Genomic DNA, 14,747 nt, shown 5'->3' on the forward strand with positions numbered 1-14,747 from the left:
CCCCCCCCCCCCCCCCCCCCCCCCCCCCCCCCCCCCCCCCCCCCCCCCCCACCCCCTCCCCCCCCCCCCCCCCCCCCCCACCCCCCCCCCCCCGCTCCCACAGTAAATCTCTGTCGCTCAGATTCTGTCCCACTCGTCACGGGTCGAGGAGACTCTTACAATGCGCGCATCTCCCGCACCGGCCAGCCCATGGACATAGACCTCGCCCGCACCTTCCTGGAAATCGTCCGTCACGGGAGCCTTGCCGCGGCCGCCGAAAAACTCCACGTCACCCAGACCGCGATCACCGCGCGGGTACAGAAACTCGAAAGCCAACTGGGCAGCACGCTGTTTGTGCGCAATCGTGCCGGGGCCCGCCTGACGCCTAACGGCGAGGCGTTCGTGGTGTATGCCAATCAACTGGTGGAAACCTGGGAGGCCGCCCGGCGGGATCTGCCGCTGCCCGAGGGTTATCACGACGTGCTGCACATCGGTGGCGAGGTCAGCCTGTGCAATCCGCTGATGCTGAGCTGGGCTGGCGAACTGCGGAAAAAAATCCCCGGCCATGCCCTGCGCATGGAAATTCGCGACGGTGAAAACCTGCTGCGTCAACTGGAACTGGGCGTGCTGGATGCGGCACTGGTCTATCAGCCTGAATACTGGCCGCGCCTGCAGGTCGAGCAAGTACTGGAGGAAAAACTGATCCTCGTGCGCCAACCCGGTCGCCCCGAACCTTATGTGTACATCGACTGGGGCCAGGACTTCCGTCGCCAGCACGATGCTGCCCTGCCACAAAAAGCCAAGGCCGCCCTGAGCTTCAATCTTGGCCCGCTGGCCTTGCAGTACATCCTGGAAAACGGCGGCAGCGGCTATTTCCGCACCCGCGTCGTGCAAAGTTATCTGGAAAGCGGCGTGCTGGAGCAAGTGCCCAAGGCCCCCGAATTCAGCTACCCGACTTACCTGGTCTATTCCCGCGACCGTGACTCGCCAGCCCTGCAACAGGCCTTCGATCTGCTGCGCGAAGTGATCAAGACTGACGATGACTGGTCACAGCGCTGGGACCCGCTGACCTGAGTCCGGTTTGCACCGGATCATGGCAATTGTGTCCTCAAGGTTCGTCCAGCCAAAACGCCGGGATCGACTAATCTGCTGAGAATAACAATAACGACAGGTGATTGCAGTGAGGCAGACCACCGAAGCATTCCGCAGCCGTTACCGCGCCAACGTCCATCCGCTGTACAACCCATGGCTGCATGGCACCTTTGTCCTGCTGTTCGGCATCGGGGCCATGACCGCGTTCTGGAGTACTGTCCATCAGGTACAACCGCTGGAGTGGCTGGCGGTGCCACTGGCGTTGTTGTTCTTCAACTTCGGGGTGTACATGGTGCATCGGCACCTGGGGCATCACAAAAGAGCCTTTGCGCGGATGTTCTATGCTCGCCATGCCGGTGATCACCACAGTTTTTTCGCCCCCGGCCACATGACCTACGACAGCCCCCGCGACTGGCGGGTGATACTGTTCCCGGCCTGGCTGATTGTCTTACACACCCTGTTCATGACCTTGCCGGTCTGGTGGCTGCTCAAGCCGTTCGATGCCAACATCGCCGGTCTGGTAGCGGGTTGTCTGGTCCTTGGCTACCTGACCTACGAGGTGTTTCACGCCTGCGAGCATTTGCCGCCGCACAATCCGTTGACGCGTCTGCCGTGGATTCGCCAGATGCGTCGCCTGCATGAACTGCATCATCGCCGCGAGATGATGCAGGAGCGCAATTTCAATATCGTTTTTCCATTGATGGATTACCTGTTCGGCACCCTTTACTGGGAACCGGAACAGGCGGTCCCTTACCTGCCGAGGGCACCCATGACCCGCATGCAGCATCAGATCGACATCGCCGGACACCCTATCGCCGTGCTCGCTTACGCCAGCACCGTGACCCGTTGGCCCGAATGGCATCCATCATCACTCAGGATCAATGGGCAGAAGGGCCCGTTGCATGCCGGCGCGCGATTCGACGAGGACATTCGGGCCGGGGGACGTGACGGGCATTTGAGCTGGCGGGTCGACGAGTACCTGCCCGGACGCCGCTGGGTTGCCCAGGCCCATGGCGACCACGGGCTGTATTTGATTCTGACGTACGAGTGTGAAGCCAAGGGCGATGGCACACGGTTTGTCCGCACCCTGGAGTACCAGTTCAGCGGCCTGGGGATGCGTATTGCCAACCGATTGCTGCTCAAGCGGCGAATTGACGACGAGTCGGCCGCATCGATGCTGGCCTTGCGCGAAATGGCGGAAAAACACTTGGCGCTTTCAGGTGTCCGCGCGTGAACCGATTGATCAGGTTGCTGTTGCTGGTGATCGTGGCCATTGTCGCATTCCTGCTGCTGATGCCGACCAAAGTGCAACCGGTGGCCTGGGCGCCGCCGCCCGCGCCCTCCCTCACCAGCGGCGTCTATGCCGACAATCAACGCCTCAAAGGCATGGAGCGGGTCGGGGCCGCCGACATCGACGGCCCGGAAGCGCTGCTGCTGGAAAGCGATGCGCTGATCACGGGCTTACATGATGGCCGGGTGATCCGCACCAGCCTTGACGGCAAGGTCACCAAAGTCCTGGCCGATACCGGTGGCCGGCCTCTTGGGCTGGCCCGCCACCCCAATGGTTTGCTGGTGATCGCCGATGCGGTCAAGGGATTGCTGTCGCTGGACGCCCAGGGGCGCCTGGTGGCCATGACCACGACTGCCGGTGGCGTACCGTTTGGTTTCACTGACGATGTGGTTATCGACAAGCCCGGGCACTTCGCCTATTTCAGCGACGCCTCCAGCCGCTTCGGCTACGGCAAGGACGGCGACGCGATCATCGAGCATGGCGGCGACGGTCGGTTGCTGCGTTACGACTTCCAGACCGGAAAGACTACGGTGCTGCTGGATAAGCTGGAGTTTGCCAACGGTGTCGCGTTGGGCCCCGACGATGCTTATGTACTGGTTAACGAAACCGGTGCCTATCGCATCAGCCGTTACTGGTTGAGCGGACCGAAAGCGGGTACGCACGATCTGTTCATCGATAACCTGCCCGGACTGCCGGACAACGTGTCGTTCAATGGCCACGAGCGTTTCTGGGTAGCACTGTACGCACCGCGCAACGCCTTGCTCGATGCCACGGCCCCGCATCCGTTCGTACGCAAGATGATCGTGCGAGCCATGACCGTCCTGCCCAAACCGGTGGAAAAACGCGCCTTCGCCCTGGGCCTGGACCTCGAGGGCAAGGTGATCGCCAATCTGCAGGACGGCAGCAGCGGCAATTACTCGCCGATCACCACGGTGCGCGAATATGGGGACTGGTTGTATTTCGGTTCGCTGAAGGCGAAAAACATGGTGCGGTTGCCGTTGAGTACAGCACTGCAATAAACACCACAGCCCCCTGGTGGGAGCGAGCCTGCTCGCGAAGGCGGCGTATCAGTCAAATTGATGTCGGCTGACACTCCCTCTTCGCGAGCAGGCTCGCTCCCACAGGTGGGTTGTGGTGTTTTTGCTACCGCGGCAGCGCGGTGCATCAAAAGGAGATTGTGGATCACTCATGGGGCACCTCGCATGGAGCCGTTTCAAAGGACTCTGAACATTCGAGGTGCCGGTTAAAATCGTCGATCCAATCATTCAGCCACCGGTCGTCGGTGGGTCATCACGATGAATCAGGGAGACGACTGGAGTTGTTTGACGATCTTGTCCTTGACCTCCAAGCGCTTCGCCTTGAGCTTGGTCACCGCATCATCGCTGGATTTGGCTTCCTCTGCCTCCACCACCGCTTTGTCCGCCTGGGAATACTTGTTGATCAGCGAATCCAGTAACGGATCTTCGGCGCGTTTCTTTTGGATTTCTTCCTTTGAGCGTTTCAGATCCTGAAAAAGGTCGTGGGGCACCGGCATGGAACACCTCCGTTTGTTAATCGGTAGCAAACGCGACTGATTGCGTTCGCCAACTATCAGAATGGCCTCGGTTAGCCGGTTCTGTCGACCATCTGTCAGACCAGCGGCGTCCGTTCGTCGTCCACCTGTGCCGGGTCATGGCATGGGAGTGCCGACGACATCTGACAGATCGATTCGCGAGCAGGCTCGCTCCCACAATGGTGTTATTCAACCGTTGAGGACCGTGCGGATCATTTGGGTCAGCGCCTGCGGGCTGTAGGGTTTGCTCAGCAGATGGGTGTCGGGGCTGAGCTGGTGATTGCGCGAGATAATGTCTCGGGTGTGGCCTGAGGTGAACAGCACCGCCAGCGGCGGGTTCTGCACCTTCGCCCACGCCGCGAGGTCCGAACTCTTGATCAGGCCGGGCATCACCACATCGGTAAAAATCAGGTCCACCCGCTCACCCTCCAGCAACATCTGCATGGCGATGTCGGCATTGGCGGCCGTTAGTACTTCATAACCCTCTTCACGCAGTAACTCTACGGTGGAGGTGCGCACGGCTTCGTTGTCCTCGACCACCAGAATCCGTTCGTGCCCGCCCCGTTGCGGCACATCAAGGACCGTTGTTTCGTTGCCCACCGGGCGCAAGCTGCGGGGAAAATACAACTGTACCCGTGTGCCCTCGCCGACCACGCTGGACATCTCGACATGTCCCCCGCTCTGTTTGACGAAACCGAACACCATGCTCAGACCCAGCCCCGTGCCCTGGCCGTCGGGCTTGGTGGTGAAAAACGGCTCGAAAGCATGGGCGAGCACCTGCGGTGACATGCCGGCCCCGGTGTCGGTCACGGTCACACGTACATAGTCACCGGTGGTGATGCCCTTGCCCGCACAGAACGCCTGATCGAGGCTGACATTGTCGGCGCTCAGATCGAGAGCCCCTTCACCCTTCATCGCGTCACGGGCATTGATCGCCAGATTGAGCAAGGTGTTTTCCAACTGATTGCGATCGACAAACACCGACCAGGGGTCCGCAGCGGCGTTCATCCGAATTTGGAGGGTTTCCCCCAGCGCGCGCTGCAACAGTTCGCCAAGGCCATCGAAAATCTGCTGTAGCGTATAGATCGCTGGCGACAATGGCTGGCGTCGGGCAAACGCGAGCAATTGCGAAGACAACTTGGCGCCGCGTTCAACGGCGGCAATCGACGCGGTTACCCGGCGCTGCACGTTGGCATTGCCCGACTCGTGGCGCGCCAGCAAGTGCAGGTTACCGGCGATGACCTGCAATAGATTGTTGAAGTCGTGGGCCACGCCACCAGTAAGACCACCGATGGCTTCGAGCTTCTGCGATTGGCGCAATTGTTCTTCCGCTGCCAGCCGGGCTTCCACTTCATCGGCGACGCGCTGCTCCAGATTACGGGTGAACCTGAGCAAGGATTCTTCGGCGGCCTTGCGTTCGTGGATGTCGATCAACACCCCGGGGAAGCGAAACGGTTCGCCTTGTTCATTAAACTCGCAGCAACCGCTGGCCAGTACCCACAGATAACTGCCATCGGGGCGCAACACCCGATATTCGGCGTTAAAGGGGGCGGCGGTTTCCATGGATTGTTTGACTTGCTCCTGAACCCAGCTGCGATCATCGGGATGGATGTGCGCTTGGGCGATGTCCTGGGGCAGGTTGTCCAAAGGTGTCCCGTGGGGATAGGAAAACGTGCGGGCAAAACGCTCATCGCCACTCAGAACATTGGCTTTGATGTCCAGGACAAAGGAGCCGAGCAAGGCCCCGGCATTCAGGGCCAGGCGCACCCGTTCGTTGTCGGCGCGATAGGCATTTTCGGCAGCCTGACGCAGGCGTTCGGAAATCACGAATTCGGTGGTTTCGACCACCATCGCCATGACCCCGGCAGGACGCCCGTCATCGTTGGCCACCGGGCTGTAATACAGGTCCAGCCAGACGTCTTCGGGAACCCCATCGCGCAACAGCACAAGCACTTTATTGCGATAGGACAAGGTGCCGCCGGCCAGGCAGGTATCGACCACATGCCGATTGAAATCGGCGACTTCCGGCCAGCCCAGCTCCACCGGGACGCCCAACAGGTAAGGGTGTCGCCCGCCGGCAAACTTCGAATAGGCGTCGTTGTAGATCATGTTGCCGGGCCGGCCCCAGAGCATCACCATCGGCAGCGGTGAGGCGAGCATCAACTGCACCGTGCTGCAAAGGCTCCGCGACCAGGACTCAAGGGCGCCCAATTCGGTGCGGCTCCAGTCGAACGCACGAATGCGCCCGGCCATTTCGCCGCTCCAACCGGCACACCCGTGGCTATCGTCTAGAAACTGCATTGGCTGGCTCTATGTCCGGTAACTGCACCCGTTGGTTTCGAGCATGGCGGATGCCAATGGTTTCATAGAGGTATAGCTGATTCACATCAGCCCGGCTTGCACAGCCTGCATCCTGTATGAGCGAGCCTGCTCGCGATGGACTCAAGATCGCCGCGGGGTGTCAGTTTTCCCGCGTCATCGTTGACGACCATCGCGAGCAAGCTCGCTCCTACAGGGAGGGGGTTCAGCCCATTACACCTCAATCAAATGCTTGAGCGGGTTGTAGCTGGGTTTCAAGGTGGCGGCGACGTCGAGAATCGCCTTCTGGATGCCATTGAGGTGCATGCAGGTCAGTTCGATCGCCGCGCTCTGGTTGCCTGCCTCGATGTACTCGATCAGCCGCAGGTGTTCGTCGTCGCGACAGGCTTCGTGGCTATCGTCATCCAGCGCGGCAGCGTACAGCGAGGCCCGGGAAATCAATTTCTGGAACCAATCCAGCAGCACCGGGTTGTTCAGGCTGCGGGCGAGCTTGATGTGGAACTCGCCGAGCAGGTGAATCAAGCGTTCGTGATCGCCGCTTTGGTGCGCTTCATCCTCCAGCAGCAGATGATCGCGCAGGTCCTGGGTCACCGCCGTATCCCGGCGCCGACAAAGCTCGGTGACGATGCCGATCTCGATCAGGCGTCGGGTTTCGAACAGCGAACGGATCTCTTCGTCACTCGGCAGCGACACCGACGCACCTTTATTGGGCTCAGTGGTGACCAGGCCATCGGCCTCCAATTGCTTGAGCGCGGCACGAACCGACGTGCGGCTGACATTGAAAAGTTCAGCCAGTGAGGACTCGCCCAGCTTCATTCCCGGACGCAGCGAGCGTTTGCTGATCGCCTCGTAAACCCCTTGGTAGACGCGGTCGACCGTGGTTTCCAGTTTCTTTTCCGCCATTGAATGACTCCTTCAGCGCCAGTCAACCGACCCCAGGCGAATGCACAGCCTTGAAAAAGGGGGTTGCACCAGCAGATTAATCCGGGTATTTCTAAATTGCATCCAGATTTTGCATACAATAATTAGAGGAATGCACCATTATGGGTCATCCAGTTGCAATTGAAGTGCGAAACGTCTCAAAACGGTATTCCGACGATCCCGGTCTGGCCCCGGCTCTCGATAATGTATCGGTGGACATTGCCGACAACGAGTTCTTCACCCTGCTTGGCCCCTCCGGCTGCGGCAAGACCACCCTGCTGCGCACCATTGCCGGCTTCGAACATGTCAGCGACGGCGAAATCCGCCTCGCCGGCGAACCGGTCAACGACCTGCCGCCGTTCAAGCGCCGGGTCAACACAGTGTTCCAGAGTTACGCACTGTTTCCCCATATGTCTGTTGCGCAGAATATCGCCTTCGGCCTCGAGATGCAGGGTCTTGATCGCAAGCTGATTCCGCAGCGCGTCGATGAAATGCTGGCGCTGGTGCAGATGCAACATCTGGCCAAGCGCAAACCGGCGGAGTTGTCCGGCGGCCAGCAGCAACGGGTGGCTCTGGCCCGGGCCTTGGCACCGAAACCGAAAGTGCTGTTGCTGGATGAACCGCTCTCGGCGCTGGACCTCAAGCTGCGCAAGGAAATGCAGGTCGAACTCAAGCGCGTGCAAAAAGAAGCCGGGATCACCTTCATTTTTGTCACCCACGATCAGGAAGAAGCCCTGACCCTGTCCGATCGCATCGCGGTGATGTCCGCCGGCAAGATCCTGCAAATCGGTACGCCCAACGACATCTACGAGCGGCCGCAACACCAATTCGTCGCCCAGTTCATCGGTGACATCAACTTCCTGCCGGGCCATCTCAAGCGCGGCCAGCATAACGAAAACCTGTTCGTGCCCAGCGGCATGCCGGTGGAAATCCCCTGCCCGCCCCAAGGCATCGACGGCAAGGTGCAACTGGCGTTTCGTCCGGAGCGCTCGCAACTGGTGGACCCGGCGCAACCGCACCACCTGCGCGGGGTGATCGAAGCCGTGCTGTACGTCGGCACCGCCACGCTTTACCAGTGCCGCCTGAACAACGACATCAAGGTCATGCTGCGGGAAAACAACGAAGGCCTGAATCGCAATCGCGGGGTCGGTGATCGCGTGGCGGTCAATTTGCCACCTCACGCTTGTCTGTTGATGGAGGCCTGAGATGAGCGTCAGCAGCACTTCCCCTGCCCTCAACCGGGCGCTGTTGCTCAGCCCGGTGGTTCTGACCCTGTTGGCCTTGATTGCCATTCCACTGGGCATCATGGGCTACATCAGCCTGTTGCCACGCAACGTCTACGGTGGCGTCGACTGGCAGGCCGATTGGCAATTGCAAAGTTACGTGCAGCTGTTTTTCCAGGAAGGTTTCGACGGTGAACTGGAACTGAACTGGGTCTACGCCCAGGCGCTGATCCGCTCGGTGTTCCAGGCCGGTGGCACTACGGTCTTGTGCTTCCTGTTCGGCTTTCCGGTGGCGCTGTGGATGTCGAGCCTGGCACCGCGTCGGCGCAACCTGATGGTGTTGCTGATCACCATCCCGTTCTGGACCAACCTGCTGATCCGCAACTACGCCTGGCTGATCATCCTGCGTGAACAGGGCTGGGTCGCCCAGAGTCTCAATGCGTTGTTCCCTTCCGCCGGTGGCATCACCCTGCTCTACAACGATTTCGCCGTCAGCGTCGGGCTGGTCTACAGCTTCCTGCCGTTCATGATCCTGCCGATCTACTCGACCCTGGAAAAACTCGACTGGCGCCTGGTGGAGGCGGCTTACGACCTGGGCGCCAATCGCTGGCATGCCTTGCGTCGAATCATTTTGCCGCTGTCGATGCCGGGAGTGATTGCCGGTTCCCTGCTGGTGTTCGTGCCGAGCCTCGGCGCCTTTATCACCCCGGCGATTCTCGGGGGTGGCAAGACCCTGATGATCGGCAACCTGATCCAGCAGCAGTTCGGCACTGCGCGCAACTGGCCGCTGGGCAGTTCGCTGTCGTTCCTGCTGCTGGGGATTTTGCTGCTGTCTCTGGTCCTGTACGCGCTGTATAGCCGCAGCGCCGCCAAAACCCTCCGTCGGGGAGCCACCGCATGATCGCCCTGCACCTGAAAAAACTGCCGATGACCCGGGAAGTCAGCCTGCTGATCCTGGCCTACCTGTACCTGCCGATCTTCGTGCTGATCGCCTACAGCTTCAACGCCAACCGCTCGGCGACGGTGTGGACCGAGTTCTCACTGGACTGGTACGGGCGGATCCTGGCCAACCCATCGATCCAGACGGCGGCGCTGAACTCGATCATCGTCGCCGGCATCGCCACGGTCTGCGCCACGGCCATTGCCTTGTTGGCGGCGTTGGCAACTTACCGGCCGTTCTACGGGCAGAAGATGGTCGAAGGCGGGATCAACCTGCCGCTGATCCTGCCGGAGATCGTCACCGCCGTGGCCACGTTGCTGCTGTTCATGGCGCTGGGCATCAAGCTCGGTTTGCTGACGGTGATCGTTGCGCACATCGGGTTCTGCATTCCTTTCGCCTACCTGCCGATCCGCGCCCGGCTCAATGATCTGGACAAGAGTCTGTTGGAAGCGGCGAACGATCTGTACGCCAACCCCTGGCAGGTGTTTCGCCGGGTGACGCTGCCGCTGCTGTGGCCGGCGGTGCTGTCCGGTTCGGTGCTGGCGTTCGTGGTCAGCCTCGACGATTTCATCATGACCTTCTTCGTTGCCGGCCCCGGTTCCACGACCCTGCCGGTGTACATCTTCTCGGCGATCAAGGCCGGCGTGACGCCGGAGATCAATGCGATCTCGACCTTGATGCTGGTGATTTCCATCGTGCTGGTGGTGCTGGCCTTCTGGCTGGGACAGCGCGGCAAACAACAATAAGCCCGGAGACTTCCTGAATGAGCAAGAAAGTGAAAAGCCTGCGTTTTGCCGTTGCCAGTCTGGCCCTGAGTTGCTTCACCGCCTTCAGCGCCCAGGCTGCCGAGCCCAAGGAACTGTTCTTCTACAACTGGACCGACTACTACCCGGTCGACCTGCTGGCCAAGTTCGAAAAGGAGACCGGCATCAAGGTCACCATGGACGGCTACGACAGCAACGAAACCCTGCTGGCCAAGTTGCAGGCCGGTGGCGCCGCCTATGACGTGATCGTGCCGTCGCAGTCGATCATGCGCACCCTGATCAACCAGAACCTGCTGCTGGAAATCGACACGCCCACCCTGCCCAACTTCCAGTACGTCAAACCGGCATTCCGCGACCCGGCCTTCGACCCGGGCCGCAAGTTCTCGGCGCCGTACCTGTGGGGCACTACCGGGTTCTCCTATGACAGCGCCCGGGTGCCTGGCGGCAAACTGGATGACTCGTGGAAAGAGTTCTTCGAACCGCGCAAGGAACTGCAAGGCCAGCTCGCCGCGCTCGATACCTCGAGCAGCGTGATCAATGCCGCCAGCCATTACCTGAACGTCGACGAATGCACGGAAAACCCGCAGGACGCCAAGCGCATCCTCGAACTGCTGCAAAAACAGAAACCCTTCCTGAAGATGTACAGCTCGGACAACACCGTCGACCGCATGGCCTCCGGTGAAGTGATCATGATGCAGAACTGGAACGGTTCTACAGCGCGGGCCACCCTGCAGAAGAGCACCATCAAGTACGTGTATCCGAAAGAAGGCCTGGCGATGTTCCAGGACAACTTCGCCGTACCCAAAAGCGCACCGCACCCTGGCAACGCCAAGATCTTCATCGACTGGATGATGAAACCGGAAAACGCCGCCGCCGTGTCCAACGCCATCGCCTACGCCAACGGCATCCAGAGCGACAAGCTGATCGATGCGAAATGGCGGGTGATGGACGCGATCAACATGCCCGACGAATTCGCCTCGCGCCTGCGGCCTGAAAAGGAATGCAGCAACAAGGCGCGGGAACTGCAGGACCGGATCTGGGCGAAGCTCAAGGGCTGATCCGAGACCGAGTCGCGGCCATCGCTGGCAAGCCAGCTCCCACAGTGATTTGCGTCGATCACAAAATTTGTGAACACCCCAAACCCTGTGGGAGCTGGCTTGCCAGCGATGAGGCCCTCCCACACAACACAGAATTTGAGGTAAGCAATGACCCAATCCCGATGGCTACGCAACGTACGCCCCTACGGCGCCCCCGCCGAAGACTTGCTGATCGAAAACGGTCGTTTCACCCAGCGCCGCCCGGCCTCGACCAGCGAACTTTTGGCCACCGACATCGATGGCCAGAACCAACTGCTCACCGGTGCCTTGGTGGAAAGCCACGTGCACTTGGACAAAACCCTGTGGGGACAACCCTGGCGGCCGAACAGCGCTGGCCCGACCCTCAAGGACTACATCGCCAACGAGCGACGCATCCTGCGTGAAGTCACCACCCCTATCGCACAACGCGCAGGCGCCCTGCTGGAAAACTGCATCGCCCGTGGCTCGTTGACGATGCGCTGCCACGTCGACATCGACCCGGAGTTCGGCCTGCGCCACGTCGAGGCCATGCAGCAACTGCGGGAAAAATACCGCGACCTGATCGACCTGCAATTGGTGGTGTTCCCGCAAACCGGCCTGATCAGCCGCCCCGGCACCGCCGAGCTGATGCGCGAAGCCATGGCACTGGGTGTGGAGAACGTTGGCGGACTCGACCCTTGCGGTATCGATAACGATCCCGTTGCGCAACTGGATTTCGTCTTCAATTTGGCCAGTGAATTCGACCGTGGCGTGGACATCCACCTGCACGACAAGGGTGAACTGGGCCTGTGGCAGATCAAGCTGATTGCCGATTACACCGAGCGCTTCGGCCTTCAGAACCGCGTGATGATCAGCCACGCCTACTGCCTCGGCATGCTGCCATGGAGCCAGGTCAAACCGGTGGCCGAACGACTGGCGGCGCTGGGCATTTCCTTGATGAGTTCGGCACCTGCCGATACGGCCGTGCCGCCGTTCCTCGCCTTGCGCGAGACCGGGGTGAATGTCTGCCTGGGTTCGGACGGCATTCGCGATGCCTGGTCGCCCATGGGCAACGGCGACATGCTGGAACGGGCGATGTTGTTGGCGTTCCGTTTCGATTTAAGCAAAGACGAAGAGCTGGCGGCAGCGTTCGATGCGGCCACCGTCAATGGCGCCCGAGCGCTCGGGATTGAACGTCAGCCGCTGCAGATCGGACAGCCTGCGGACTTTCTATTGATGCCCGTACAGACCCTCGGAGAAGCCGTGGTCTCGCGGCCGGTGCGGCAGGTTTATCGTGGCGGGCAGCTGATTGCGTCCGGCGGCCAATTGTTGGAAAGCCGCTTGTGAGTCGCATCGGCTTAAAAGCTGGTTGCGTCGTTGGTTACGACGGCACGCAACACGTGCTCTGGCGCAACGGCGAAGTGGTCTTCGAGGGCTCACGCATCGTCTTCGTCGGACGCGATTATCCGGGACCGGTGGATCAGTGGATCGACTACGGCAACGCCCTGATCGGTCCCGGCTTCATCGATCTGGATGCCTTGGGCGACCTCGACTCCACGGTACTGACCCTGGACAACGGCGACGAGCGTGACATGGGCCGGATGTGGTCGGCGGAATATCTGGAACGCGGCCCTCGGGAAAGCTACAGCGTCGATGAAGAGGTCTTCAAATACCGCTACGCCTTCACGCAATTGATCCGCAACGGCATCACCACGGCCATGCCGATCACCTCGATGTATTACCGCGAGTGGGCGGAACACTACGACGAATTTGCCGCCGTGGCCGATGTCGCTGCCGAACTGGGGCTGCGCACCTACCTCGGCCCCTGCTACATGAGCGGCATGAGTTACTGGCAGGCCGACGGCGCGCTGGCCCACCACTGGGACGAAGCCCGGGGTCTGGCGGGACTGGATGCGGCCGAGCGGTTTTTCAAGGATTTCGACGGCGCCAACGGCGGTCTGATTCGCGGCGCGCTGCTGCCGGATCGTATCCAGACCTGCACGCCGGCGCTGTTGCAGCGTACGGCTGCCGTGAGCCGTGAGCTGAACGCGCCGATGCGTTTGCATTGTTGCCAGGGTTTAAGCGAAGTAGCGATGGTGGAGCAACTTCGCGGCACCTCACCGTTGGGTTGGCTACAGCAACTCGACCTGCTGACTCCGCGCAGCCTGTTGCCCCACGGCATCTACACCCGTGGCGATGACGACCTGCAACGGGTGGTGGACGGCGGCGCCAGCCTGGTGCATTGCCCCGTGGTGTTCGCCCGGGACGGCGAGGCGCTGAATTCCTTCGGCCGTTATCGAGCCAAGGGCATCAACTTCGCCCTGGGCACCGACACCTGGCCCGCGGACTTGCTGGACAACATGCGTCAAGGCTTGAACATCGCCCGACTGATGGAGGGCGGCAACACACTGACCAGCACATTGGACATGTACAACGCCGCCACCCTCGGCGGTGCCAAGGCGTTGGGTCGTGATGACATCGGTCGTCTGGCGCCGGGAGCCAAGGCCGACATCACCGTGTTCAGCCTGCGCGGCCTGCATCTGGGGCCGCTGTTCGATCCATTGAAAAACCTGGTGCTGGCCGGACGCGGCGACGACTGCGTCGCCAGTTACATCGACGGCCGCTGCGTGATGCAGGACGGTCAGGTCAAGGGTGTCGACTACCCCGTCTTGCAACGCCAGGCCCAACGTCAATTCGAAAAACTGATGCGCAGTCACAGCGACCGGGCCTTCGGTCAACCGGACTGGAAATCCCTGTTCAAACCGTCAATCCCGTTCGCCGACGACTACAGCGCACAGGCGCCATTGAGCGCCATCGATCCACTTCTTTAGAGAACGCTGCCCATGCAAAGCTTCGATTTCAGCACTCTGAGTGCGCGGGACAAATACAAGATTCTGATCGGCAGCGTGGTGCCACGTCCGATTGCATTAGTGACCACGGTCGACGGCGAAGGCCGTGTCAACGCCGCGCCATTCAGCTTTTTCAACGCGCTCTCGGCCGATCCGCCGATCCTGGCGCTGGGCGTGGAAAACTACGGCGACCACAGCCCCAAGGACACCACGCGCAACATCCAGATGAACCAGGAGTTCACCGTCAACATCGTCAGCGATGCCCTGGTGGAGGCCATGAACGTCTGCGCCGTGCCTTTTGCCCCCGGCTTCGACGAACTGACCGCCGCCGGCCTCACTGCCATTGCCGGCACCACGGTCAAATGCCCGCGCATCGGCGAAGCCCCGGTGGCGCTGGAATGCCGGCGGATGATGGCGCTGAACATCGGCCAGTCGCGGGAGATCATTTTCGGTGAAGTGCTGATGGCCCATGTGCGAGACGAACTGATCGACCCGAAAACCCTGTACATCGATCAACTCGGTCTCGATGCCATTGGGCGCATGGGCGGTCATGGCTATGCGCGCACCCGGGATTACTTCGACTTGCCGACCCGATCGTTGCAAGCCTGGACAGAGGCCCCGGGGGGTGGGGAGCGGTTTTGGCCGGTGGCTAAATAAGTCAGCATCACACGTACCCTGTGGGGGGGGGGGGGGGGGGGGGGGGGGGGGGGGGGGGGGGGGGGGGGGGGGGGGGGGGGGGGGGGGGGGGGGGGGGGGGGGGGG

General features: G+C 61.1%; 13 protein-coding genes. 10 read left to right on the forward strand and 3 right to left on the reverse strand.

The genetic code is table 11. The annotated features are described in order from the left end of the window. Positions 1–189: 189 nt before the first annotated feature. The 3 genes from ACSFE6_RS28085 (at position 190) to ACSFE6_RS28095 (ending at position 3,381) form a co-directional block, all read left to right on the forward strand. Positions 190–1,053: a LysR family transcriptional regulator gene (locus ACSFE6_RS28085; RefSeq protein WP_435430653.1), complete on the forward strand. Its 864-nt coding sequence runs from the start codon at positions 190–192 to the stop codon at positions 1,051–1,053. Positions 1,054–1,159: 106 nt separating this feature from the next. Next, positions 1,160–2,305: a sterol desaturase/SRPBCC family protein gene (locus tag ACSFE6_RS28090; protein ID WP_435430654.1), complete on the forward strand. Its 1,146-nt coding sequence runs from the start codon at positions 1,160–1,162 to the stop codon at positions 2,303–2,305. Continuing rightward, positions 2,302–3,381, forward strand: a complete 1,080-nt coding sequence (locus ACSFE6_RS28095; RefSeq protein ID WP_435430655.1) for an SMP-30/gluconolactonase/LRE family protein — start codon at positions 2,302–2,304, stop codon at positions 3,379–3,381. The genes ACSFE6_RS28090 and ACSFE6_RS28095 overlap by 4 nt, the downstream gene beginning before the upstream one ends. Positions 3,382–3,662: 281 nt before the next feature. Here the strand turns inward: ACSFE6_RS28095 and ACSFE6_RS28100 are convergent, their stop codons facing one another. The 3 genes from ACSFE6_RS28100 to ACSFE6_RS28110 all read right to left on the reverse strand — a co-directional run bounded on the left by ACSFE6_RS28100 (position 3,663) and on the right by ACSFE6_RS28110 (position 7,136). After that, positions 3,663–3,896: a DUF465 domain-containing protein gene (locus ACSFE6_RS28100; RefSeq protein ID WP_435430656.1), complete on the reverse strand. Its 234-nt coding sequence runs from the start codon at positions 3,894–3,896 to the stop codon at positions 3,663–3,665. Between the two features lie 207 nt (positions 3,897–4,103). Continuing rightward, a complete protein-coding gene (locus ACSFE6_RS28105) occupies positions 4,104–6,215 on the reverse strand; it encodes an ATP-binding protein (RefSeq protein ID WP_435430657.1) in 2,112 nt (703 codons plus the stop codon). 231 nt (positions 6,216–6,446) lie between these two features. Beyond that, entirely contained in the window at positions 6,447–7,136 is a 690-nt protein-coding gene (locus ACSFE6_RS28110; protein WP_435430658.1) for a GntR family transcriptional regulator, read from the reverse strand. 140 nt (positions 7,137–7,276) lie between these two features. Here ACSFE6_RS28110 and ACSFE6_RS28115 point away from each other — a divergent pair, with 140 nt between their 5' ends. From ACSFE6_RS28115 to ACSFE6_RS28145, 7 genes are all read left to right on the forward strand, one after another. Further along, positions 7,277–8,359: an ABC transporter ATP-binding protein gene (locus ACSFE6_RS28115; RefSeq protein WP_435430659.1), complete on the forward strand. Its 1,083-nt coding sequence runs from the start codon at positions 7,277–7,279 to the stop codon at positions 8,357–8,359. Between the two features lies 1 nt (position 8,360). Then, positions 8,361–9,278: an ABC transporter permease gene (locus tag ACSFE6_RS28120; RefSeq protein WP_435430660.1), complete on the forward strand. Its 918-nt coding sequence runs from the start codon at positions 8,361–8,363 to the stop codon at positions 9,276–9,278. Beyond that, positions 9,275–10,063, forward strand: coding sequence for an ABC transporter permease (locus ACSFE6_RS28125; RefSeq protein ID WP_175389431.1), 789 nt, complete (start codon positions 9,275–9,277; stop codon positions 10,061–10,063). Before ACSFE6_RS28120 ends, ACSFE6_RS28125 begins: the two co-directional genes overlap by 4 nt. A gap of 17 nt (positions 10,064–10,080) precedes the next feature. Continuing rightward, positions 10,081–11,139 carry an extracellular solute-binding protein gene (locus tag ACSFE6_RS28130; RefSeq protein ID WP_435430661.1) on the forward strand — a complete coding sequence of 353 codons (1,059 nt, stop codon included), beginning with the start codon at positions 10,081–10,083 and terminating at the stop codon, positions 11,137–11,139. Positions 11,140–11,286: 147 nt separating this feature from the next. Further along, positions 11,287–12,483 carry an amidohydrolase family protein gene (locus ACSFE6_RS28135; protein ID WP_435430662.1) on the forward strand — a complete coding sequence of 399 codons (1,197 nt, stop codon included), beginning with the start codon at positions 11,287–11,289 and terminating at the stop codon, positions 12,481–12,483. Beyond that, complete coding sequence (locus ACSFE6_RS28140) at positions 12,480–13,967, forward strand: amidohydrolase family protein (RefSeq protein WP_435430663.1); 1,488 nt, start codon at positions 12,480–12,482, stop codon at positions 13,965–13,967. Before ACSFE6_RS28135 ends, ACSFE6_RS28140 begins: the two co-directional genes overlap by 4 nt. Before the next feature lie 12 nt (positions 13,968–13,979). Next, complete coding sequence (locus ACSFE6_RS28145) at positions 13,980–14,642, forward strand: flavin reductase family protein (protein ID WP_435430664.1); 663 nt, start codon at positions 13,980–13,982, stop codon at positions 14,640–14,642. Positions 14,643–14,747: the final 105 nt, after the last annotated feature.

It is taken from the genome of Pseudomonas baetica (genome assembly GCF_051216495.1).
GTDB lineage: Bacteria > Pseudomonadota > Gammaproteobacteria > Pseudomonadales > Pseudomonadaceae > Aquipseudomonas > Aquipseudomonas baetica_B.